20 protein-coding genes are annotated in these 21,817 nt (G+C 68.4%); 10 read left to right on the top strand and 10 right to left on the bottom strand.

Translation table 11 applies throughout. The features are described from left to right. Nucleotides 1-99: 99 nt before the first annotated feature. Nucleotides 100-1,716 carry an HNH endonuclease signature motif containing protein gene (locus AA983_RS02810; protein ID WP_047310638.1) on the top strand — a complete coding sequence of 539 codons (1,617 nt, stop codon included), beginning with the start codon at nucleotides 100-102 and terminating at the stop codon, nucleotides 1,714-1,716. A 120-nt stretch (nucleotides 1,717-1,836) separates the two neighbouring features. On the opposite strand, the gene AA983_RS02805 is transcribed toward AA983_RS02810, so the two are convergent. The 6 genes from AA983_RS02805 to AA983_RS02780 all read right to left on the bottom strand — a co-directional run bounded on the left by AA983_RS02805 (nucleotide 1,837) and on the right by AA983_RS02780 (nucleotide 7,553). Further along, nucleotides 1,837-2,439, bottom strand: a complete 603-nt coding sequence (locus AA983_RS02805) for a bifunctional 2-polyprenyl-6-hydroxyphenol methylase/3-demethylubiquinol 3-O-methyltransferase UbiG (RefSeq protein WP_047310637.1) — start codon at nucleotides 2,437-2,439, stop codon at nucleotides 1,837-1,839. Between the two features lie 7 nt (nucleotides 2,440-2,446). Further along, the gene (gene galE, locus AA983_RS02800; RefSeq protein ID WP_047310636.1) at nucleotides 2,447-3,466 is read right to left on the bottom strand and encodes a UDP-glucose 4-epimerase GalE; all 1,020 of its coding nucleotides are present in this window, start codon (nucleotides 3,464-3,466) and stop codon (nucleotides 2,447-2,449) included. Between the two features lie 45 nt (nucleotides 3,467-3,511). Next, nucleotides 3,512-4,327, bottom strand: coding sequence for an alpha/beta fold hydrolase (locus AA983_RS02795; protein ID WP_047310635.1), 816 nt, complete (start codon nucleotides 4,325-4,327; stop codon nucleotides 3,512-3,514). 99 nt (nucleotides 4,328-4,426) lie between these two features. Then, the gene (locus tag AA983_RS02790) at nucleotides 4,427-5,164 is read right to left on the bottom strand and encodes a histidine phosphatase family protein (protein ID WP_047310634.1); all 738 of its coding nucleotides are present in this window, start codon (nucleotides 5,162-5,164) and stop codon (nucleotides 4,427-4,429) included. Beyond that, nucleotides 5,161-6,279 (bottom strand): phosphotransferase family protein, encoded by a 1,119-nt coding sequence (locus AA983_RS02785; RefSeq protein ID WP_231579505.1) that lies wholly within the window; start codon nucleotides 6,277-6,279, stop codon nucleotides 5,161-5,163. The genes AA983_RS02790 and AA983_RS02785 overlap by 4 nt, the downstream gene beginning before the upstream one ends. Further along, nucleotides 6,276-7,553 (bottom strand): acyl-CoA dehydrogenase family protein, encoded by a 1,278-nt coding sequence (locus AA983_RS02780; protein WP_047310633.1) that lies wholly within the window; start codon nucleotides 7,551-7,553, stop codon nucleotides 6,276-6,278. Before AA983_RS02780 ends, AA983_RS02785 begins: the two co-directional genes overlap by 4 nt. A gap of 40 nt (nucleotides 7,554-7,593) precedes the next feature. On the opposite strand from AA983_RS02780, the gene AA983_RS02775 reads away from it, so the two are divergent. The 4 genes from AA983_RS02775 to AA983_RS02760 are packed head-to-tail and all read left to right on the top strand — an operon-like array spanning nucleotide 7,594 to nucleotide 10,460. Further along, on the top strand, nucleotides 7,594-8,235 hold the full coding sequence (locus tag AA983_RS02775) for a TetR/AcrR family transcriptional regulator (protein WP_197078922.1): 642 nt from the start codon (nucleotides 7,594-7,596) through the stop codon (nucleotides 8,233-8,235). A gap of 41 nt (nucleotides 8,236-8,276) precedes the next feature. After that, nucleotides 8,277-9,242: an NADPH:quinone oxidoreductase family protein gene (locus AA983_RS02770; protein ID WP_047310631.1), complete on the top strand. Its 966-nt coding sequence runs from the start codon at nucleotides 8,277-8,279 to the stop codon at nucleotides 9,240-9,242. Nucleotides 9,243-9,279: 37 nt separating this feature from the next. Further along, nucleotides 9,280-9,861 carry a DivIVA domain-containing protein gene (locus AA983_RS02765; RefSeq protein WP_047310630.1) on the top strand — a complete coding sequence of 194 codons (582 nt, stop codon included), beginning with the start codon at nucleotides 9,280-9,282 and terminating at the stop codon, nucleotides 9,859-9,861. Next, the gene (locus AA983_RS02760) at nucleotides 9,861-10,460 is read left to right on the top strand and encodes an NUDIX hydrolase (protein ID WP_052946811.1); all 600 of its coding nucleotides are present in this window, start codon (nucleotides 9,861-9,863) and stop codon (nucleotides 10,458-10,460) included. Before AA983_RS02765 ends, AA983_RS02760 begins: the two co-directional genes overlap by 1 nt. Nucleotides 10,461-10,467: 7 nt before the next feature. Here AA983_RS02760 and AA983_RS02755 read toward each other — a convergent pair whose 3' ends face one another. Further along, entirely contained in the window at nucleotides 10,468-10,929 is a 462-nt protein-coding gene (locus AA983_RS02755; RefSeq protein WP_082128643.1) for a phage holin family protein, read from the bottom strand. A 746-nt stretch (nucleotides 10,930-11,675) separates the two neighbouring features. Here AA983_RS02755 and hisC point away from each other — a divergent pair. The 5 genes from hisC to AA983_RS02730 all read left to right on the top strand — a co-directional run bounded on the left by hisC (nucleotide 11,676) and on the right by AA983_RS02730 (nucleotide 18,127). Next, nucleotides 11,676-12,770, top strand: coding sequence for a histidinol-phosphate transaminase (hisC, locus tag AA983_RS02750; RefSeq protein ID WP_047310629.1), 1,095 nt, complete (start codon nucleotides 11,676-11,678; stop codon nucleotides 12,768-12,770). A gap of 215 nt (nucleotides 12,771-12,985) precedes the next feature. Continuing rightward, nucleotides 12,986-14,188, top strand: a complete 1,203-nt coding sequence (locus AA983_RS02745; protein WP_082128642.1) for a thiamine pyrophosphate-dependent dehydrogenase E1 component subunit alpha — start codon at nucleotides 12,986-12,988, stop codon at nucleotides 14,186-14,188. Next, nucleotides 14,185-15,213 (top strand): alpha-ketoacid dehydrogenase subunit beta, encoded by a 1,029-nt coding sequence (locus tag AA983_RS02740; RefSeq protein WP_082128641.1) that lies wholly within the window; start codon nucleotides 14,185-14,187, stop codon nucleotides 15,211-15,213. Before AA983_RS02745 ends, AA983_RS02740 begins: the two co-directional genes overlap by 4 nt. 11 nt (nucleotides 15,214-15,224) lie before the next feature. Then, nucleotides 15,225-16,700, top strand: coding sequence for a dihydrolipoamide acetyltransferase family protein (locus tag AA983_RS02735; RefSeq protein WP_047310628.1), 1,476 nt, complete (start codon nucleotides 15,225-15,227; stop codon nucleotides 16,698-16,700). 80 nt (nucleotides 16,701-16,780) lie between these two features. Next, nucleotides 16,781-18,127, top strand: a complete 1,347-nt coding sequence (locus tag AA983_RS02730; RefSeq protein WP_047310627.1) for a TrkH family potassium uptake protein — start codon at nucleotides 16,781-16,783, stop codon at nucleotides 18,125-18,127. Nucleotides 18,128-18,146: 19 nt separating this feature from the next. On the opposite strand, the gene AA983_RS02725 is transcribed toward AA983_RS02730, so the two are convergent. The 3 genes from AA983_RS02725 to AA983_RS02715 form a co-directional block, all read right to left on the bottom strand. Then, on the bottom strand, nucleotides 18,147-19,097 hold the full coding sequence (locus AA983_RS02725) for a hypothetical protein (RefSeq protein WP_052946810.1): 951 nt from the start codon (nucleotides 19,095-19,097) through the stop codon (nucleotides 18,147-18,149). 105 nt (nucleotides 19,098-19,202) lie between these two features. Beyond that, complete coding sequence (locus AA983_RS02720) at nucleotides 19,203-21,176, bottom strand: MDR family MFS transporter (RefSeq protein WP_047310626.1); 1,974 nt, start codon at nucleotides 21,174-21,176, stop codon at nucleotides 19,203-19,205. After that, the gene (locus AA983_RS02715) at nucleotides 21,173-21,670 is read right to left on the bottom strand and encodes a MarR family winged helix-turn-helix transcriptional regulator (RefSeq protein ID WP_047310625.1); all 498 of its coding nucleotides are present in this window, start codon (nucleotides 21,668-21,670) and stop codon (nucleotides 21,173-21,175) included. The genes AA983_RS02720 and AA983_RS02715 overlap by 4 nt, the downstream gene beginning before the upstream one ends. Nucleotides 21,671-21,817: the final 147 nt, after the last annotated feature.

Raw genomic sequence — 21,817 nt, 5'->3', positions numbered from 1 at the left:
CTGCGTCAGCTGCTGGCGGCGGTGTCTGACCGCTTCTCTCCGGTAAATTTGGGCGGACTTTTCGCTCGATAATCGAACATAAGTTCGATAAGATGAGGCGTGGAGACAACACAGCGTGACGACGTGGCCGAGGTGCTGGCCGCCGTTCGTGCGCTGCCTCTCGAAGCGCGGGTCGAGGCGTGGCACGCGGTGGGCGTCGAACTCTTCGAGGTCGCATCGCGTCCGACGATCGACTGGGGTGAGTCGTCGGCGCTCGCGGTGGACGCGGTAACCGTTGATGAGGAACTCGCCCAACTCGACGCCGAGCGACGCGCCCTCGAAGAGCTCACCGTCACGGCCGCGTACGTCTCGCGCAGCACCGACGCCACGATGCACGCCTTCGCGGCGGCCCACGCTCGCGTCGTCACGCGACACGACGTTCTCGAGGTCGACCAGTGGGAGAGCGACCCGCGTCAGTTCGTGCCCGGCGAGTTCACTGCCGACGATCTGGCGGCCCGGCTCGGAATCCGTGTCGGTACGGCGGAGGCGTGGGCTGAAGCGGGTGACGCCGTGCGAGCCTCGTTGCCTCGCATGTTCGTCATGGCCGGCGCGGGCGAGATACGCATGACGACTTGCGAGACGGTGCTTCGCGAACTCGAACACCTTGCGCCGGCCGAGCGGGAGAGCGTCGAGGGGATGCTCGTGTCTGGCCGGGCGCTGTTGGGCGGGTCGGCGGCGGTGAAGCGTCGTGTGCGGCGGCTCCTTGCCTCGCTCGGGCTGTCGGCGCCGGCGGATGAGGACGCGTCGGAGGCGCTCGTCGAGGTCTCGTTCCGCGAGCACCCCGATCAGCCCAGGCTCACGCAGATGACCGTTGTCATGGACGCCGACCAGGCGTGGCAGGTCCAGGCCGCCATCGATGCGCGTGCGCGCCAGCTGGCGCAGGAACACGAGCGTCTGCACGGCGGCGCGACGCGGTACCGGATGAACCGGGCGCGGGTCGATGCCTTCGTCGACCTGCTCCTCGGCTCCGTGAGATTCGACCCCATCGTGCGGCTCACCGTGCCCGTGCGCTGTTTCGAGGACGGCACCACCCCAGGCACAACCATGCCCTTCGCCGGTCAGGGGAGCGGTGTGCCCGTTTCATTCGGTGCCGTCGTCCGCAGTCAGGGGTGCGCTGCTCCGCTCGGTGCGGGGCAGAACGGTGATGGCGTCGGGGTCGGCGCCTCGGCAAGTCGGCGACGCGTCGCAACCGGCCAGCGTCCGACGACGCGAGTCGCCGACCTTCACGTGCCCGGCGTCGGTGTCGTGTCGGCGGCCTGCGTGGAGCGCCTCGCAGGGACGGTCGGTTCCGCCTTCACAGTCGCACTCGTCGACGAGAAGCGAGGCGTGACGCGGTGGACGTCGCGATTCACCTACCGCCCGTCGATCACCACGCGCCGGTTCGTCGAGCAGCGTGACGAGCACTGCCGCTTCCCCGGTTGCATGCGCCCGGGCGAGTTCTGCGATGCCGACCACGTCGTGCCGTACGCCGACGGGGGCGCCACGTCGGCTGCGAACCTGCAGCTGCTGTGCCGCCACCACCACCGTGCCAAGACGTTCGGCGGGTGGGCCGTGGCCATGCGCACCGATGGAGTGTGCGTCTGGAACTCGCCGACCGGCGCCTGGTACCGCACCGACCCCGCCGACCCTACAGCGTACGAAATCACCTCGCGCGAGGGTTACGCACTCATCGCCTGAGAGGGCCGACCGCAGGCACGTGACGCACTTCGGTGCAGTTGACGCGGTTTGAGCTGGCTCAAACTGCGTCAGGTGCGTCACACTGCGTCAACCGTCTCGGCGGCGCCGTGCAGCGAAGCGTCAGCTCGCCCGGGTGAACACCCCGACGACGAAGTCGGACTCGTCGTCACGTGCGTGCATCTCCCACGTCGAGAACAGCGCGTCGCGGCGCCAGCCGGCGCCTTCGGCGTCGGCCACGAACTGTTCCAGCGTGTACCCGCGGTTCGTGCCGAACCCGACGGCCAAGCGGCCGCCGTCGCGCACCGCCGCGAACAACGCAGCAAGCGCCCGCGCCTGCGCGCCGTCCTCCATGAACGGCAACACGTTGCCCGCGCACACGACGGCGTCGAACGGGGCCCCGAGAGACTCGAGCAGGCCCGACGGCAATGCGCCGAGGTCGCCTTGTTCGAAGCGGATACCCGGCCAGTCCTCACGCGCCGCGTCGAGCAGCACGGGGTCGAGGTCCACGCCGACCGGCGAGAGCCCCAGCGCCTTCATCGCGCCGCTGACTCGCCCTGGTCCGCATCCGGCGTCGAGCACCCGCGAACCCGGCCCGACGAGCGCCGCGACGAAACGCGCCTCGCCTGCGAGATCCTCACCGTCGGCGGCCAGCCCACGCATCCGCTCGACGTACCAGGTCGAGTGGTTCGGGTCGTCCGCGATCGTGCGCGCCCAACTCGTCATCGGCGCTTCAGCCGCCGAACCCGTTCGGGTTGGCCGACTGCCAACGCCACGTGTCGACGCACATGTCGTCGATCGTCTTCTCGGCCTTCCAGCCGAGCTCCTCACGCGCGCGCGTCGGGTCGGCGTACGTCACCGGCAGATCGCCCGCACGCCGCGGACCCACCTCGTACGGCAACTCCTTGCCGCACGCCCGCTCGAACGCGTGGAGCAGCTCGAAAACGCTCGTGCCCTGCCCGGTGCCGAGGTTGAAGGCGCGCGCCGACTCGCTCATCGCGTCGAGGTGGTCGAGCGCCGCAACGTGCCCGGCCGCGAGGTCGACGACGTGGATGTAGTCGCGCTCACCCGTGCCGTCCTTCGTGTCGTAGTCGTCACCGAAGACGCCCAGCTTCTCGCGCCGCCCCACGGCCACCTGCGCGATGTACGGCATCAGGTTGTTCGGGATGCCGCTCGGGTCCTCACCGATGAGCCCGCTCTCGTGCGCGCCGATGGGGTTGAAGTAACGCAGGAGCGCCGCCTTGAAACCGGGGCTCGCGGCCGCGACGTCCGTGACGATCTGCTCGATCATCGCCTTCGTCCAGCCGTACGGGTTCGTCGCCCGAAGCGGCTCGTACTCCTCGTGGTACGGCAGCGGCGCATCCGGGCCGTACACCGTCGCCGACGACGAGAACACGAACTTCTCCACGCCGTGTTCGGTCATCGCCGCGAGCACCGCGAACGTCGAGTCGAGGTTGTTCGTGTAGTACATGAGCGGCTTTTCGACGCTCTCGCCGACGGCTTTGTAGCCGGCGAAGTGGATGACCGCGTCGGGCTTCACGTCCGCGACGAGGGCGTCCGTGGCTGCGACGTCGGTGAGGTCGACCTCGTGACACGTCACCGGCTGCCCGGCGATCTGCTCCAAGCGCTCAAGCACCTTGGGGCTCGAGTTCGCGAAGTTGTCGCCGATGACGGGTTCGTGGCCCGCCTCGAGCAGGGCGAGCACGGTGTGGGAGCCGATGAAACCGGCACCGCCGGTGACGAGAACGCGCATGCCGCCAGGATACGGCCCCCACGTGACAGGTCGGGGGAGGCGGCGTCAGAGGCGGGGGAGGTGCTCCACGCGTTCGACGAACGAGCGCACCAGATGAGTCACCGTCTGCGGCGATTCGAGCGGTACCGCGTGTCCGGCGCCTTCGACCGTGTGCACCTCGGCGCCCGAAATGAGCTCCTCGAGCCGCCTGCTGCGATACGGCGGATTGACGGCGTCGTCCTCGCCGACGATGAGCTGTGTCGGAACTCGGAGGCTGTGGGCCTCTGGCTGTGTGCCGCGGCGGTTCGCGAACGCGCGGATCGCGTGGCGCAACTCGGCTCGCGACGGCTGCCCGAACTCCTCGGCCCAGTGGTCGACCTCTCGCCGCACCTGCCCGCTGCGCAGGCTCGTCTCGCAGAAGAGCGCCTGCCTGAGTTTCGGGCGAACCGCCCACCCGCCGAGGCGCCGATAGCGATTGGCCAGGCGCAGGTACCAGTACGCGTCGTCGGGATCCTCCGCGTTCGCCGACGCCCCGAGCAAGGTGAGGGAACGGAAGAGTTCACCGCGCCGGGCCGCGAGCGGCAAGGCCGCCGAACCGCCCAAGCCGTGCCCGACGTAGTGCACTGGCCGGTTGATCGTCGAAAGAAGCGCCTCGAGGTCGTCGACGAGGTCGTTCATCGCGAACGGGCCGCGGGCCGACGTCAGCCCGTGCCCGCGCCAGTCGAAACTCACACAACGGTACTGCTGTCCGAGTGCGTCGAGTTGATGGTGGAAGAGAGACCCCGTGAAGAACAACCCGTGCCCCAGCACGACCACGGGGGCGTTCCGCGGGCCGGACTCGATGAAGTGGAGGGCCGCACCAGGGCGCTTCAACTCGGTCACGGGCACTCCTTCCTCACGGGGTGAATCGCCGGCCGCTAGTCGGACGGGCGACTCGGAACCCTGCCCGAGAGGGTGAGAAGTCGGCTGGGGACGGGCGACTCAACGGTAGGTGACGTACCCCTCGCGACCTTGGAGATGGCTGTGGTCGTTCACCGTGAGTGCCGTGAGTGTGCGCCCGACGAGGATCTTCGTCACGGACGCGTTGACCGTCGTGGCGCTGAGATTGTGCCAGACGGCCACCGCGGCGTCACTGACGCCCGCGGCGCCCGCACTCGAGACGGCGCGTTCCTTCGCCGAGCTCGTGAGCAGGTGCGAGGCCACCCAGGAGATCGGCCCGCCGGACGACACGACGACGGCGTCCTGCCCCGAGGAGAGCCGCGACGTCACGCGCCCCAGCGCGAGCATGATGCGGTCGGCGAACTGGGCGAACGTCTCGTCGTAGTCGTCGTGCTCACCCGACGTCCACCGACCGGTGGCCTCGACGAACATCTCCTGGAACGCCCGGCGCGGGTTGCCGCGGCGCGCGAGGTCGGCCTGCATGACGGCCTGGTTCGTGTACGCCGGTTTGTGCGTGTAGACGATGGCGTCGTGGTCGTACTCGTTCCACCCCTCGTCGATGTCGACGGGAGCCTCCCAGCCGGCCTCCTCCCACATGCGCGAACCCGTGACGCGCTGGCGCTGAAGCGAACCCGTGACCAGCAGGGCGGGCTTCACGCCGCACCCGGCGAGGGCGGCGCCCGTCATGCGCGCCTGCTCCTCACCGAGCGGCGACAGCTTGTCGTAGTCGCTGCGCCCGAAGCTGGCCTGGCCGTGACGCACGAGGTAGACAATGCTCACGCCCCGTCCCCGTTCGCGGCGATCAGCTTCTCGCAGCGCCACTCGAGGTAGTTGACCATCGGTCGGAACTGCTTGAAGACGGGGTTGTGCGTCTGCCCGTTCGCGTAGCGGTAGTAGATCTGCTGCGCGATGACGGCCAGGCGGAACAGCCCGAACACCTCGTAGAACAGCTGATCCTTCGGGTCGATCGTGCGCCCGGACTTCTCGGCGTAGTAGCTCCACACCTCGTCGCGCGTCATCATGCCCGGCGTGTGCGTCGGCTGACGGCGTGAGCCGCGCATGAATTCGTCGTCGTCGGCCTGCACCCAGTAGGCGAGGGCCCCGCCGAGATCCATGAGCGGATCGCCGAGGGTTGCCATCTCCCAGTCGAGGATGCCCAGGATGCGCGTCGGGTCGTCCTTGTCGAGCACGAAGTTGTCGAAGCGGTAGTCGTTGTGGATGAGGCAGTTCGCGACGTCCTGCGGCTGGTGCTCGTCGAGCCACGCCATGACCGTCTCGAACGAGCCGGTGCCGTGCTCCTCGCCGTGCGTGCGGGCCTTGCGGTAGCGCGCGGACCACCCCTCGACCTGACGACGCACGTAGCCCTCGCCCTTGCCGAACGACTCCAGCCCCGCGGCCTGGATGTCGACCGAGTGCAACGCGGTGAGCTCGTCGATCGCCGTCTCGCACAGCTTGCGCACGCCGTCCTCGTCGAGGCCCATCTCCGGCGGAATCTCCTGACGCAGGATGATGCCGTCGAGGCGCTCCATGACGTAGAACTCGCTGCCGATGACCGACTCGTCGTCACAGAAGGCCACCATCGGCGCGACGGCGGGAAAGTGCGGCGCGAGGGCGCGCTGGATGTCGTGCTCGCGGCGCATGTCGTGTGCACCCTTGGCCTTGGTGCCCGAGGGCGGGCGGCGCAGGATGAGGTCGTGCTCCGGGTAGCGCAGGAGGTAGGTGAGGTTGCTCGCCCCGCCCGTGAACTGTCGCACCTCGGGCGTGCCGTCGAGACCGCTCGTGTCGGCCTCGGGGTGCGCGTTCTCGCGCAGCCACTGCGCGACGGCGGCCACGTCGAACGCGTCCTCCTCGCGCATCGCTCCCGCGTTGGCCTCGACGTCGTCGAGCGTCGTCACTTCCCTGCACCCCCGGAGGTGGCGGCGAGGTAGGGCTTGAGCTCCTCACGGGCCACCATGCCAAGGTGCACCTCGTCCGGGCCATCGGCCAGGCGCAGCGAGCGGGCGTTCGCGTAGGCGGCCGTGAGCGGGAAGTCGTCCGACATGCCGCCGCCGCCGTGGATCTGGATGGCGAAGTCGATGATGTCGCACGCGATCGACGGCACGATCGCCTTGATGGCGCTGACGTCGACGCGCGCCGCCTGGGTGCCGCCGTCGTCGAGCTTCCACGCGGCCTGCTGCACGAGCAGGCGCGCCATGTCGAGCTCGATGCGCGCCTTCGCGAGGCGCTCGCGGTTGCCGCCGAGCAGCATGAGCGGCTTGCCGAACGCGACACGCTCGGTGCCGCGCTTGCACGCGAGTTCGAGGGCCATCTCCGACAGGCCGATGAGACGCATGCAGTGGTGGATGCGGCCCGGGCCGAGACGGCCCTGTGCGATGGCGAAGGCCTTGCCCGGCCCCGCGAGGACGTTGGAGAGGGGAACGCGAACGTCCTTGAGTTCGACCTCGCAGTGGCCGAACGGCTCGTCGAGCTGACCCATGACGGGCAGGGCGCGCTTGATCGTGACGCCCGGAGCGTCGGCCGGAACGAGCACCATCGAGTGACGTCCGTAGCGGTCGGCGTCGGGGTCGCTCAGACCCATGAAGACGAAGACCTTGCAGTCGGGGTGCGCGGCGCCCGAGCTCCACCACTTGCGACCGTTGATGACGACCTCGTCGCCGTCGATGACGGCCCGCGCGTCCATGTTCGTGGCGTCCGAGGAGGCGACCGCCGGCTCCGTCATGAGGAACGCCGAGCGGATCTTGCCCTCGAGCAGCGGCACGAGCCACTCCTCCTGCTGCTCGCGCGTGCCGTACTTGAGCAGCACCTCCATGTTGCCCGTGTCCGGTGCGTTGCAGTTTAAGATCATCGGCGACAGTGCCGTGCGCCCCGTCTTCTCGGCGATGGCTGCGTAGTCGACGTTCGAGAAGCCCTTGCCGCCCCGGGTGCCGAAGCGCTCGGCCCACTCGTCGCCCTCGCCCACGGGCAAGAACATGTTCCACAGACCGGCGGCTCGGGCCTCGGCCTTGAGCTCCTCGATCTTCGGGTGGACGACGAACGAGTTCTCGCCCTTGGCCTTGAGGTCGGCGTAGAAGCGTTGAATCTCGACTTCGGCGGGCTCGATCTTCTCGCGGACGAAGGCGTCCACTTCATCGGCGAGTTCCTGGGCGAGGGGTGAGAGTGTGAGGTCCATGTCTTGACTGTAGTCACACTATTGAGCAATGCTCAATAGTGTGAACGAGCAGATTTCTCCAGCACCCGCCAAGAGGGTGCGGTTGACGAAGGACGAGCGCAGCCGGCAACTCGTCATCATCGGCCTCAAGAAGCTGGCGTACCGCCCCATCCAGGAGGTGTCGCTCGACGAGGTGGCAGCGGAGGCGGGCATCTCCCGGGCTCTGCTCTTCCACTACTTCCCGACGAAGGCCGCGTACTACGAGGCTGTCGTGCACGCCGCCGGGCGCCGGGTCGTTCACACGGTACAACCGGACGCCGACGCCACCGGGCGTGAAGCGCTGCGCCAGGTCATCACCCGCTACATCGCACGCATTGCGCGACGACGAGAGATCTACATCGCCCTCGTGCGCGGCAACCTCAGCGACTTCGGCGGCGCGGAGGCCGCGGACACGTGGCGCGGTCGCGTCACCGACTTCGTCCTCGACGCCCTTGCCGACGACGGCGTGAGCGCCAGCCCCGTCACGATCCGCGGCTGGCTCGCCTACGTTGAAGACCTGGCCCTGTCGTGGACGAGCGGCGAGGCCGAGGGCGAACGCCCCGGCCGTGACGAACTCGTCGAGCACTGCGAGGCCGCGCTCGACGCCCTGCTCGCCGTGAACCAGGCCAACCCCCTTCCGTGGGGCGAGAACTCCTCGCTCTGATCCGAACCGACATCCGGCGAACCTCACCAAGGAGAAGACCCATGCGTGCAGTACAGGTGACCACGCTCGACGGCCCCGCAGCCGTCGAGATCAACGACATCGACGAGCCCACGCCCGGCAAGGGGGATGTGCTCGTCGAGGTGCGGGCGGCAGGACTGTGCTACCCCGACTCGCTGCTGACCCGAGGGCTCTACCAGATGAAGCCCGAGCCGCCGTTCGTTCTCGGCTCCGAGGTGGCCGGCGTCGTCGTGAGCGCGCCCGAGGGTTCGGGTTTCAGCGAGGGTGACCGCGTCGTCGCGTTCCCCGGCTTCGGTGGCCTCGCCGAGCGCGTGGCCGTGCCCGCGCCGTTCGTCTTCGTGCTGCCCGACGGCGTCTCCTTCGAGGAGGGCGCGGCCCTGCCGATGAACTACCTCACCGTGCAGTTCGCGCTCGACCGCCGCGGACGTCTCGCCGAGGGGGAGACCGTGCTCGTCCACGGAGCCGCCGGCGGCATCGGCATCGCGGCGATCCAGCACGCGAAGGCGCGCGGGGCCAAGGTCGTCGCCGTCGCGTCGAGCGAAGCCAAGCGCGAGATCGCGACGGCTGCGGGCGCCGACCACGCCATCGCGCCGGAGGGTTTCAAGGACGCCGTCATGGAAATCACCGAGGGCCGCGGCGTCGACATCGTCGTCGACCCGGTCGGCGGCGACCGCTTCACCGACTCCCTGCGCAGCCTCGGCGTCGAGGGCCGCATGCTCGTGCTCGGCTTCACCGGCGGCTCGATCCCCGAGGTCAAGGTCAACCGCCTGCTCCTCAACAACATCGACGTCGTCGGCGTCGGCTGGGGCGCGTTCTGGATGCCCCGGCCCGAGACGGTGCCCGAGCAGTGGAAGGCCATCGAGCCCCTCGTCGCGAGCGGCGCGCTCAAGCCGGTGCTCGGCCCCGTGCGTCCGCTCGAGAAAGCCGGCGAGGCCATCGCCGAGATGGAGGAGCGCCGCGCCGAGGGCAAGCTCGTCCTCACGCTCTGACGCGCGAGCGGCCGCCGCCTCGTGAAAAGGTGGAGTCATGTCGTGGAGTCCTGAGCAGATCGCCGTCGTCGAGTCCGCGAGGTTCGCGTCGGTCGCCGCCGGCGGGTACCACGCGGACGACGTCGAACGCCTGCGTGTGCGCGCCCTGACGGCGATGCGCAAGGCGAAGCCCCTGCCCGACCTCGACGCCATGGCGCTGCGCCGTACGCCGCGCGGAGGCGTGTCGCGGACGCAGATCGCGGGCTTCCTCACCCTCATGTCGGTGTGGTCGGCCACCACCGTCGTCGAGCACCCCGACGAGGTGGCGCGCCGCGAGCGCGACGCCGAGATCGCCGCGCTGACGACACGGGACGACGACACGACGCTGCGCTGGACGCACGAGCAGATGGACCTCGTGCGGGAGAAGAAGTTCACCCTCGTCGGGCGCGCCTCGACGAGCTACGACGAACACGACGTCGACGACTACCTCGACTCGGTCGTCATCGCGATGCGCCGTGGCATCGAACTGCCCGATCCGCAGTACGCGCGGTTCGACTCGGCGGGGCTGCGCCGAGGGTACGACCCCAAGGAGGTCGACGACTTCCTCGACGAGATCGCCCACATGCAACCGGAGGGCTGATGAGCGACCAGACGCACGAGCAGGAGCGCGAGATCAAGGCCAAGGTGGCCGCCGAACTGCGCGAGGCGACGGTGGCCGAGGCCTCGGCCGAGGAGTTGCCCGACGAGAACACCGTCTCCAAGGCGGCCGTCTACCTCAACACGAAGCTGCCCAAGACCCGCACCATCGCGCAGGCACTCGTGCGCGACGAAGCGGGCGGCGTCATGCTGTGCGAGCTCTCGTACAAGCGCTTCTGGGATCTGCCCGGCGGCGTCGTCGACCCCCACGAGTCGCCCGCACACGCGGTGGTGCGCGAACTCGACGAGGAACTCGGCGTCAAGGCCACCCTCACCGGGCTGCGCGTCGTGTCGTGGCTGCCGCCGTGGCGCGGCTGGGACGACGCGATGCTCTACGTCTTCGAGGCCACGCTCGACCGCTCGAGTGACGACTTCACCCTGCAGCGCAAGGAGATCGCCGGCATCCACCACGTGGCGCCCGGCGACCTCGACGACCACGTCGCGGCGTACACGGCCAAGGTGATCCGCCAGGCGATCGCGGCCGCCGACGCCGGACGCTTCGGCGTCTACCTCGAGAACGGCGAAGCGCCCGACTGGGCGTGATCGAGGCTCAGTAGCGCGACATCGTCGGCCCGCCCGGGCGACCGGGGCCGCGGCGGTCGTAGCCGCGCGGCGCAGGACGGCGGGTGTCGTCGTCGGTGTCGAAGAAGAGGCCCAGCACCCACGACACGAACGTCACGACGAGGGCGCCGAGCACTGCCGTCGGCCAGAACTGGTCGACGTGGAAGTCGAGACCGAACACTCCCGCGAGCCACGACGTCAAGGCCAGCATGGCCGCGTTGATGACGAAGATGAACAGCCCGAGCGTCACGATGAGGAACGGGAAACCGAAGAACTTCGCGACGGGCCGGACGACGGCGTTGACGAGGCCGAACACCGCCGCGACGACGGCGATGGTGAGCACCTTGGAGGTCGTGGTGCTCGCGCCGTCGGCCAGCGTGATGCCGTCGACGAGCGCTGCGGCGGCCCAGAGTGCGAGGCCGTTGATGGCGATCTTGAGCAGAGTGCGCATGTCTCCAGTGTGACCCTCAAGCCTGTGGCGGAGCCGTGAGGGCCCAGAGCGTCATCTCGTCGAGGTGCGGCTGGTAGGTGGCGTAGTTGTGGCCACCGAAGGCGCGGTCGGGCCGCGTCAGATACAGGTGGAGGTCCGGGTTCCAAGGTCACTCAAAGGTCACTCGTCGCTCTCATCATCATGCGGAATTTTCCGCTTCCAAAGAGGGCCAGAACCCTTGCTGGCTTTCCAGTTATCGCTCCCCCAGGATCCAAACTCAAAAAGGATGTAGAGCACAGCTCCAACCATAAGAATGACGAAGAAAGAACGCCGAGGGGAGTCACGGACGAGCCTCCGAGGGATACAAACATGTGTGCTCCATTCACCCAAAAGACCACGAAGGGGTCACCCTAATTCTCAGCTTGGCTGACAATGGCGACGTGCGCATCGGCACCGAAACCGCCATAGTCTCCTGCCGAATCTGAATCCGTGTAGCCCAGACCAGAGAGGAGGAGCTGAGTCTGCGGACCACTCGGAAGATCTCCAGTTTTTCGCTGAGCGTTAATGCCTACGCCTGGGGTTCCAATGCCTGTCCCGGCAGAATAGTTGATGTCTCCGTCGCCGAAGTTGACGGACCCACTCATACGCCCAGTAGCAAACTCAATACCGACTGGCACGTGGTCGCGACCCGCCGGGTCGAACTGGCCGATTGGGTCCGAGCCCGCGCCCGGCTGGGAGGGCGCCGGGGCAGATCTAAGGTGGTGGATATGACCGACGATGCCCTCGCCACCCCCGTCCGACTGCGTACGACGCTCGACTCGGTGCCCGGCTACAAGCCCGGCAAACCGGCCGCAGCTGAGGGGGACACGGTCGTCTACAAGATCTCGAGCAACGAGAACCCGTACCCGCCGCTGCCGTCCGTCGTCGAGGCCGTCCACGAGGCCGTCGCGACGATGAACCGCTACCCCGACATGGCCTCCTCGGAGCTCACGCACGCTCTCGCGCAAAAGCTCGGTGTCAGTGACGACGAGGTCAGCTTCGGCACCGGATCGGTCGGCATCCTCGCCGCGCTCATCGCCATCACGTGCGAGCCGGGTGACGAGGTCGTCTACGCGTGGCGCTCGTTCGAGGCCTACCCCATCGTCACCGCGCTGACCGGCGCACGCTCGGTTCAGGTGCCCCTCGACGCCGATGCCCGCCACGACCTCGACGCCATGGCAGCCGCCGTCACCGACCGCACCCGCCTGCTCATCGTGTGCACCCCGAACAACCCCACCGGCCCCAGCGTTCGTACCGACGAACTTCGGGCCTTCATCGAGAAGCTTCCGAAGGATCTGCTCGTCGTTCTCGACGAGGCCTACCTCGAGTTCGTCGAGGCCGACGACGCTCCGGACGCGCTCGCGTTCTACCGGGATTTCCCCAACGTCGTCGTGCTGCGCACGTTCTCCAAGGCCTACGGCCTGGCGGGGCTGCGCGTCGGCTACGCCGTGGCGCGCCCGCGCATCACCGAGGCCCTGCGCAAGGCGGCCACGCCGTTCGGCGTCAACGACATGGCACAGAAGGCGGCTGTCGCCAGCCTCGCTGCGTACGACGAACTCGATGAGCGCGTGCAGGCCCTCGTCGCCGAGCGCCGACGCGTCGTCGAGGCGCTCGCCGACGCCGACCTCGACATCCCCGACACGCAGGCCAACTTCGTCTGGCTGCCGCTCGGCGAGCGCACGGAGGAGTTCGCCGGCGTCGCGAAGGACGCCGGACTCGTCGTGCGTCCGTTCGCGGGGGAGGGCGTGCGCGCCACCATCGCGGAGCCGGAGGCCAACGACCGCCTTGTCGACGTTGTGAAGGGTTTCGTCGGCACTCGCTGACCACATGGTGAGACTCGCCGCCCACCCCTCGAAATCCGCGGCGGCGCAAGGAAAAAGTGACGCGCGGGTAGTGCTTCGCAGGTCGTTTGGTCGGGTACCGTCATCATCTGTGGCGTGACCTGCGTCACAAGATCCCGACGAGGTGGTACGGCGCATCAACCGTCCACCACCGAACGCGGGGGTGACGCATCGTTCGCCTCCGCCGAGGAGGAACGATGACGATCTCCGGAGCATCGGAAGGCATCGACGGCGTCACGCACGTCGCAGGCCACAAGCTCGACGGTTTGCCCGACGTCACGGACGGCGGCCCGGACATGGTGCAGCTCATTGCACCCGACGGTTCGCGCACGCCGATGTCGAGCGTCAACGAGCCGTACATGGAAGCGCTCAAGGCCATCACGGCCGAAGAGGTGCGCGCCATGTACCGCGACATGGTGCTCGTGCGCCGGTTCGACATCGAGGGCTACAGCCTCCAGCGCCAGGGTGAGCTGGGCCTGTGGCCGCAGCTCCTCGGCCAGGAGGCCGCGCAGGTCGCCGCCGGCCACGCCATGCGTGAGCAGGACTTCGCCTACCCGGGCTACCGCGAGCACGGCGTCGCGTTCTGCCGCGGCATCACGCCCGCGCAGGTCTTCGCCACCTACCGCGGTGTGAGCCACGGTGGCTGGAACCCGGCCGACCACAACTTCGCCACGTTCACCATCGTCATCGGCAACCAGATGCTCAACGCCGCCGGCTACGCCATGGGCGTGCGCCTCGACGGCCTCGTGGGCACCGGAGACGACACGAAGGACACGGCCGTCATCGCGTTCACGGGTGACGGCGGCACGAGCCAGGGTGACTTCAACGAGGCCATGGTCTACGCGGCCGTCAACCACTCGCCGATGGTCTTCTTCATCCAGAACAACGGTTGGGCGATCAGCGAGCCCAACACGCGTCAGTTCATCATTCCGCCGTACAAGCGCGCGGACGGCTTCGGCTTCCCCGGTGTGCGCACCGACGGCAACGACGTGCTCGCCACCTGGGCCGTCACGCGCCGCAGCCTCGACAACGCACGCAGCGGGCTCGGCCCGACGCTCATCGAGGCCTTCACCTATCGCATGGGCGCCCACACGACGTCCGACGACCCGACGCGCTACCGCGAGGACGCGCACGTCGAGGCGTGGAAGGCCAAGGACCCGATCGCGCGTCTGCGCGCCCTGCTTGAGCGTGAGAACCACGCTGACGCGTCGTTCTTCGACGATGTCGACGCCGAGGCGAAGGATCTGGCCGCCGGTTGGCGCCGCTCCTGCGTCGAGATGGCCGACCCGGAGATGACGGCGATGTTCGACCACGCCTACATCGACCTCGACCCGCAGCTGCGCGCGCAGCGCGAGGAGTTCGCCGAGTACCTCGCGTCCTTCGAGGAGGCGAGCGCGTGAGCACGTCGGAGACCGCTGAGAAGGCTCCCGTTCGCGCCAAGAAGCCGCCGAAGCTCTCGCTCGCCCGCGCTCTCAACGCGGCGATGCACGACGCGATGGTGGCCGACGACAAGGTCGTCGTCATCGGTGAGGACGTCGGTGACCTCGGCGGCGTCTTCCGCCTCACTGACGGCCTCAAGCGCGAGTTCGGCGAGCGCGTCATCGACCCACCGCTGGCCGAGTCCGGCATCGTCGGTTCGGCCGTCGGTCTTGCGATGCGCGGCTACCGCCCGATCGTCGAGATCCAGTTCGACGGCTTCGTCTACCCGGCCTTCGACCAGATCGTCAGTCAGGTGAGCAAGCTGCACAACCGCACCGGTGGCGCGGTGAAGCTGCCGATGGTCATCCGCATCCCGTTCGGTGGCGGCATCGGCGCCGTCGAGCACCACAGCGAGTCGAACGAGTCGTACTTCGTGCACACCGCCGGCCTGCGCGTTGTCGTCTGCTCGCGGCCCGTCGACGCGTACTGGATGATGCGCCAGGCCATCGACTCCGACGACCCGGTCGTGTTCTACGAGCCCAAGCGTCGCTACCACGAGCCGAGCCCCGACCAGCTCGATCTCGCAGCCGGCCCGCAGCGCGACCTGTACGAGGCCGAGGTTCTGCGCGAGGGCACCGACCTCACGCTCCTGGCCTACGGCCCGATGGTGCGCACCTGCCTCGACGTGGCCAAGGCCGCCGAGGAGGAGGGACGATCCCTGGAGGTCATCGACCTGCGCACGCTCTCGCCGCTCGACGAGGAGACGATCTGCGAGTCGGTTCGCAAGACCGGTCGCGCGGTCGTCGTCCACGAGGCCGCCCGCACGCTCGGTATGGGCGCCGAGATCGCCGCCATCATCCAGGAGAAGTGCTTCTACTCGCTCGAAGCGCCGGTGCAGCGCGTCACGGGATACGACATCCCGTACCCGCCGAGCCGCCACGAGCGCGAGTACCTTCCCGGCCTCGACCGCATCCTCGATGCCGTCGACGCAGCCTTCAGCTTCTAGGAGACACGCCAGTGCCTGTTCTGCAGTTCCCCCTGCCCGATCCCGGTGAGGGCCTCGTCGAGGCCGAGATCGTCACGTGGCACGTCGCCGCGGGCGACACCGTGGAGGTCAACCAGCCCGTCCTCGAGATCGAGACGGCCAAGTCGCTCGTAGAGCTGCCCATCCCGTGGGAGGGCAAGGTCGTCGAGATCCTCGTTCCCGAGGGTGAGACCGTCGAGGTCGGTACGCCGATCGTGACGATCGAGGTCGGCGGCGACGTCGACGAAGCCGAGGCCGCCGTCGACGGTGCTGCCGAGGTCGACGCCTCGACGTCCGAGTCGCCGGCCGAAGAAGCGGCTGACGACATGCAGGCCTCCGCCGAGGTCGCGCCCCCGGCAAACGACGCTCCGGCGGCCACGGCAGCCGAGGGCGACGAGGAGCCGCAGCAGAAGACCCTCGTCGGGTACGGCCCGACGGCGTCCAGCACGAGCCGCCGCGCCCGTCGCAACCGCCCGGACGCAGGTGAGCGTGCGCTCGCCGCCCCGGCGACGCGCGGTTTCGCGAAGGCGCAGGGCGTCGACATCGACGAGGTCAAGGCCTCGCGCGACGACGGCGTCGTCAGCCGTGACGATGTGTCGGCTGCGGCAGGAGCGTCGACTCCCCGCCACATGCGTCCCGACGCGCCTACGGCGCCGGCTGCCCCGAGCGCGGTCGACGCCGCTGCGGCGGCTCGCTCGACGGCCCCCGAGCGTCCGGTCGTTCCGGCAGCGGCCCCGGCTGCTTCGGGTGGCCTGACGGACGAGCGTCTGCCGATCAAGGGTGTGCGCAAGGTGACGGCCCAGGCGATGGTGAGCAGCGCGTTCACCGCGCCGCACGTCAGCGAGTTCTACACCGTCGACATGACGCGCACGATGGAATTCGTCAAGGAGTTGCAGCGCGACCGCGAGTTCCGCGACGTCAAGGTGACGCCGAACCTCATCGTCGCGAAGGCGTGCCTCATCGCGATGAAGCGCGAGCCGATGATGAACGCGCTGTGGGACGAGGCGAACGCCGAGATCGTCATGCGCTCCGAGGTGAACCTCGGCATCGCGGCGGCCACCGACCGTGGCCTGCTCGTGCCGAACATCAAGGACGCCGGACGCTTCGGGCTGCTCGACCTGGCGCGGGAGATGGCGAAGCTCATCGACATCGCCCGTCACGGCAAGCCGAGCCCGGCCATCCTCAACGGCGGCACGTTCACGATCAGCAACATCGGCGTCTTCGGAGTCGACGCCGGAACGCCGATCATCAAGCCCGGTGAGAGCGGCATCCTGGCCATCGGCGCGGTGCGTCCGATGCCGTGGGTCGTCACGAACGACGCCGGTGAGCAGGACATCGCGATCCGCCAGGTGGCCCAGCTCTCGCTGAGCTTCGACCACCGCCTCATCGACGGCGACGTCGGCTCGCGCTTCCTCTCGACGGTCGGCCAGATCCTCGAGAACCCCGCGAAGGGCATTGCCTGGGCCTGACGCCGCCCGTGTGGCAGGGCGGGGACTACGCTCGGGGCGGGCCGCAGTCAGGCGGCCCGCAGGGCGGAGATGGGAAGCCGATGCGTGATCAGTGGGTCAAGCAGCTGAGGTTCCGGCACGCGGGGCAGGTCGTTGTCGCCGCATTCGCGGCAGCGGTCGCGGTCGGCACGGCGTTGCTCATGCTGCCGATCGCCACCACGGCGCCAGGCTCTGCGCCCGTCGTCACCGCTGTGTTCCACGCGACGAGCGCCGTATGCGTCACCGGCCTGTCGACCGTTGACACGCCGAACTACTGGACGCCGTTCGGCCAGGTCGTCATCCTCGTCCTCATCCAGATCGGCGGCTTCGGCGTCATGACGCTCGCGTCGCTGCTCGCCATCGTGCTGACGAAGAAGCTCGGGCTGCGCAGCCGCCTCACAGCTGCCAGCGAGACGAAGGCCGAGGGTCTGGGCGACATCCGCAACGTGCTGTTCGGCGTCGTGCGCGTGACGTGCACCGTCGAGATCCTCGTCGCGACAGCCCTGACTCTGCGATGGTGGCTCGGCTACGGCCATTCGTTCGGCCGTGCCGCGTACCTCGGCGTCTTCCACGCCGTTTCGGCGTTCAACAACGCCGGTTTCGCGCTGTTCAGCGACAATCTCATGAGTTACGCGCGTGACGTGTGGATCATTGCGCCCATCAGCGCCGCGATAATCCTCGGTGGGCTCGGGTTCCCGGTCATTATGGAGGTGATCCGGGTCCGCAGGCGGCGCCGTTGGAGCCTGCACACGAAGATCACCCTCATGATGTCGACGTCGTTGCTGCTCGTCGGCGCCGTCGTGATCACCGCAGTGGAGTGGAGTAACCCGAAAACGCTCGGCCAGATGGGCCTCGGCGAGAAGCTCCTCGTGGGCACGTTCCACAGCGTCTCGCCGCGCACCGCGGGATTCAACGCGTGGGATTACGGCCAGGTCGACGAGGGCACCCTCTTGTCGACGATCATCCTGATGTTCATCGGTGGAGGATCCGCCGGTACTGCGGGCGGCATCAAGGTGACGACGTTCTTCCTCCTGCTCGTCGGCATCGTCGCCGAGATGCGCGGGGAGACGCATGCGACGATCTTCGAACGGCGCATCGCCGATCGCACGATGCGTCAGGCGCTCAACGTCGCCCTCATCGGCATCGCGGCCGTCGTCGCCTCGACCCTGATCCTCACGCAGATATCCGACATTCGCCTCGCCGAGTTGCTGTTCGAGTCGACGTCAGCGTTCGCGACGGTCGGGTTGTCGACCGGTGTCACGGCCAAGCTGCCGGATGCCGGTCAGCTGCTGCTCGTCGCGCTCATGTTTCTGGGGCGCCTCGGGCCGATCACCCTCGTCTCTGCGTTGGCGCTGCGCGAGAGCACACGCCGCTACACCTACCCGGAGGGGCGCCCGCTCATCGGCTGAGCGACCCACGCGCCGGACGTCAGTCGTCAGTCTCCCGGGCGGCCAGCTCGCGCATCGCTCCGGCCAGGCGGGCGTACTGGTGGCGCTTGGCCCACTCGGCCTTCTTGGCCTGCGACTTCTTCGCATTGCGGCGCGCCCCCACACCCCAGACGACGGCCAGGACGATGGGGAACCAGACCTTCGGATGGTCGAGCAGCCACACCACCCAGCCGGGCGGAGTCCAGTCCGGCCACGGGATGCTCGGCAGACTCGGCCACGGAATGTCGGGCCAGTTGATGTTGGGAAGATCGGGCCACGGGATGCTCGGCAGCGAGATGTTGGGCCAGTCGATGTCGGGCACGAGCGGCGCGAGCAACTCGACGATCCACGCGATGACGGTGGCGATGATCTCCGTGATGACCGGCGCGAGCAGGAGCGTCACGATGGCCCACCCGCTCTTGCCGAGCCCGCCGAGCAGCGGGTACACGACGCGCTTCCACGGGGACGCGTCCATCGCGTCCTGACGACGGGCAGCTGGGGAGTCCTCGGGCGGCTCGAAGGCGACGACCTCGTCCTCGGTCTTGAGGTGGATGTCGGTGAGGTGACGCCCCAGCGGGCCGGCCGTGATGTCGAAGTACGGCTTCGTCGCGGACGAACTCGAGGTGAACTTGCCGTCCGGCAGCGAGCGCGCCATCGGTGCCTTGCGCGAACCGATGCTCTGGTGGCGCGAGATCGTGCGCCCGTCACGGGTGATGACGAGCCCCTGGCGCTGCCACTGCTCGTTCATGCCGAGCATCGGGCGCACCCGACCGGCAATGCGCCCCAGCCGTCCGTCGGCCTTCTTCGCCGCCGCAGTCTGCGCGAGCGCTTCGGGCGAATCGTCCTCGTCGGGTTCGGGGTAACTCGGGTCGATCTGGCGCAGTTCGTCATGCCATCCGACGTACGCCTCGAAGTGGCCGAGGCCCGGATGGTCCAGGCTCCCGTTCTCCATCTTCGATCCTCATCGCGCTCACGAGTGGTCGGCGTGCGCCGACATTCCATCACACGCAAATGCCCGCCCCGGCAGAGCCGGAGCGGGCATTTCAGGTGACGTCGTTCAGTCGTCCGATCGACGGTGACGCGGGGTCTTGTGCGCGACGTCCTCGCCCTGCTCGCGAAGTTCCACACGAACCTCGGCGTCGTGGACGGCCTCCGGGACGGGCTGACCGTCCGCGGCGATCTCCTCCATCGTCGGCGCTGCGCACCACGCGGAGCCCGTACCGACGACCTCCTCGGCCGGCGAGGTGCCACTGACGTGACCGTCGGCAGCGCGAGTGGTGGCGGGAGCCTCGCTATCGTCGACGCCGCCCACGCTCGCAGCAGCAGCGGCGGCCTCGCCCTCGGCCTTCGACTTGGCCGCAGCAGCGGCCGCCATGCCGGACTGCGTGCGCAGCTCGATCTTCGGCAGGAGCAGCAGCACGAGGAAGCCGAGGACGGAAATGCCCATCGCCGTGAGGAAGACGTGGTCCATGGCGTCCGCGAAGCCCGCCTCGAACGGGTGCGCGATGGCCTTCGGCAGACGCGAGATGACGGACGAGTCCTCACTCACCGAGTTGAGCGCAGCGCCACCACCCTTCGGGTTCGCGAGACCCTGGACGATGCCGTAGGCCTCCTTGTCGGCCATGAGCGTCTTGTCGCCGAGCGCGGTCTGCAGAGCCTGCTTGAACTCCGGCGTCGCGGCGGCCGCCGTCATGTTCTCCTTGATGCGGTCGCCGACCGTCGAGAACAGCATCGACAGGAAGACGGCGACACCGATGGTTCCACCCATCTGGCGGAAGAACGTCGCGGACGACGTGGCCATACCGATCTCGCGCGGCGACACGGCGTTCTGCACGATGAGCGTCAGCGCCTGCATGCAGTTACCGAGGCCGAGGCCGACGAGGAGCATGAACGCCATGACGACCCACAGCTCGGAGTCGGCGGTGATGTGCGACAGCGCGAACATGCCGATCGACAGCAGGGCCGTACCGATGATCGGGAAGATGCGGATGACGCCGGTGCGCGCCGTGATCTGACCCGAAATGATCGAGGCCGACATCATGCCGAGCACGAGCGGAAGCATCATGAGGCCGGACTTCATCGGCGACGCGCCGTGCACGATCTGCATGTAGAGCGGCAGCATCATCATGGCGCCGAACATCGCCATGCCGATGATGATCGAACCGACGATCGTCACCGAGATGGCGCGGCTCTTGAAGATGCGCAGCGGGATGAGCGCGTCGTCCTTCATGCGCGCCTCGACGGCGATGAACAGCAGGATGCCGATGATGCCGATGACGAAGCAGGCGATCGACTTCGTCGAGTCCCAGCCCCACGTGCGGCCCTGCTCGGCCACCGTCAGGAGCGGCACGAGGCCGATGACGAGCGCAGCCGCGCCCAGGTAGTCGACGCGAGCCTCGCGGCGCTCGTGGTGCAGGTGCAGCGTGCGCGCCACGAGCAAGAACGCGACGACGCCGAGCGGCACGTTGATGAGGAAGACCCAGCGCCAGCCCGTCAGGCCGAGGATGGAGCTCTGCTCGGCGAAGAAGCCGCCGATGACTGGGCCGAGCACCGACGTCGTACCGAAGACGGCGAGGAAGTAGCCCTGGTACTTGGCGCGCTCACGCGGCGGCAGGATGTCGCCGATGATGGCGAGAGCCAGCGACATGAGGCCGCCGGCGCCGATGCCCTGGATCGCACGGAACGCGGCGAGCTGGTACATCGTGTCCGCGAACGAACAGGCGAGCGAGCCGATGATGAACGTGACGATGGCGAACAGGTAGAACGGACGACGCCCGAACATGTCCGACAGCTTGCCGTAGAGCGGCGTCGCGATCGTCGAGGTGATGAGGTAGGCCGTCGTCACCCACGCCTGCGCGGACAGCCCGTGCAGGTCGTCACCGATGGTGCGTATCGCGGTGGAGACGATGGTCTGGTCGAGGGCGGCGAGGAACATGCCCATGAGCAGCCCGTAGAGGATGCGCATGATCTGCGCGTGGGTGAATTCGCCGGCTGCGGGCGCGGGGGCCGGCGGCGCTGCGGGTGACGTCACGTGTCGTTCCTTCGTGAGGAGTCGGTGGTGGGGGAGGCGGTGTCGGCCGCGGGCGCCACGTAGGCGTCGAGCGAGTCCGAGAACTTGGTGAGGAGCCGTTCGAACTCGAGCGCTTCGTCGCTGCTCCAGTCGGACAGGAGCGACTGCACCCAGCGGGCGCGGCGCTCTCGCATGTCCTCGATGAGGGCGGTGCCTTCGTCGGTGAGGCTGACGAGCTGGGCTCGCCCGTCCTCGGGATCCTGGATCTTGGCCACGAGGCCGCCTCCGGAGAGGGCGCTCACCTGACGGCTGACGGTCGAGACATCCGAGTGGATGACCTCGGCGAGTGCGGAGACGCGCAGCGGCTCGGCCGCGAGGGCGTAGAGCAGCGGGATCGACCCTTGTTCGGCGTGGGGGTGGGGGCGTGGGAGGCGACGCTTGTGCGCGCTGAGCGCCTTGAACGTGCCCACGAGCGACGTGGCGATTTCGCGCGCCACGGCTCGGTCGACGGTCATGGTGTCCTTCGCGGGGTGGGTGGTGCCGCGTCGGACGACGGGCGTTCCTTGGCGCGAACAACTATATGTTTGGTTGTGCCATACAAGCAAACCGTGGCGCCCGCGTGGCCGTGATCGGCTTGTCGGGGCCGGACCGTAGGCTTGGAA

The organism is Dermacoccus sp. PE3, from assembly GCF_001021715.1.
In the GTDB taxonomy this organism is placed as follows: Bacteria; Actinomycetota; Actinomycetes; order Actinomycetales; family Dermatophilaceae; genus Dermacoccus; species Dermacoccus abyssi.
The sequence above is the reverse complement of the archived record's forward strand: the minus strand, read 5'-3'. Positions and strand labels throughout refer to the sequence as shown.

Excerpts from the sequence above, each read along its gene's own strand:
- AA983_RS02805 (WP_047310637.1), bottom strand. The coding sequence starts at position 2,439 with ATGACGAGTTGGGCGCGCACGATCGCGGACGACCCGAACCACTCGACC.
- galE (WP_047310636.1), bottom strand. The coding sequence starts at position 3,466 with ATGCGCGTTCTCGTCACCGGCGGTGCCGGTTTCATCGGCTCCCACACC.
- AA983_RS02780 (WP_047310633.1), bottom strand. The coding sequence starts at position 7,553 with ATGGACCTCACACTCTCACCCCTCGCCCAGGAACTCGCCGATGAAGTG.
- AA983_RS02770 (WP_047310631.1), top strand. The coding sequence starts at position 8,277 with ATGCGTGCAGTACAGGTGACCACGCTCGACGGCCCCGCAGCCGTCGAG.
- AA983_RS02765 (WP_047310630.1), top strand. The coding sequence starts at position 9,280 with ATGTCGTGGAGTCCTGAGCAGATCGCCGTCGTCGAGTCCGCGAGGTTC.
- AA983_RS02760 (WP_052946811.1), top strand. The coding sequence starts at position 9,861 with ATGAGCGACCAGACGCACGAGCAGGAGCGCGAGATCAAGGCCAAGGTG.
- AA983_RS02755 (WP_082128643.1), bottom strand. The coding sequence starts at position 10,929 with ATGCGCACTCTGCTCAAGATCGCCATCAACGGCCTCGCACTCTGGGCC.
- hisC (WP_047310629.1), top strand. The coding sequence starts at position 11,676 with ATGACCGACGATGCCCTCGCCACCCCCGTCCGACTGCGTACGACGCTC.
- AA983_RS02745 (WP_082128642.1), top strand. The coding sequence starts at position 12,986 with ATGACGATCTCCGGAGCATCGGAAGGCATCGACGGCGTCACGCACGTC.
- AA983_RS02730 (WP_047310627.1), top strand. The coding sequence starts at position 16,781 with ATGCGTGATCAGTGGGTCAAGCAGCTGAGGTTCCGGCACGCGGGGCAG.
- AA983_RS02725 (WP_052946810.1), bottom strand. The coding sequence starts at position 19,097 with ATGGAGAACGGGAGCCTGGACCATCCGGGCCTCGGCCACTTCGAGGCG.
- AA983_RS02715 (WP_047310625.1), bottom strand. The coding sequence starts at position 21,670 with ATGACCGTCGACCGAGCCGTGGCGCGCGAAATCGCCACGTCGCTCGTG.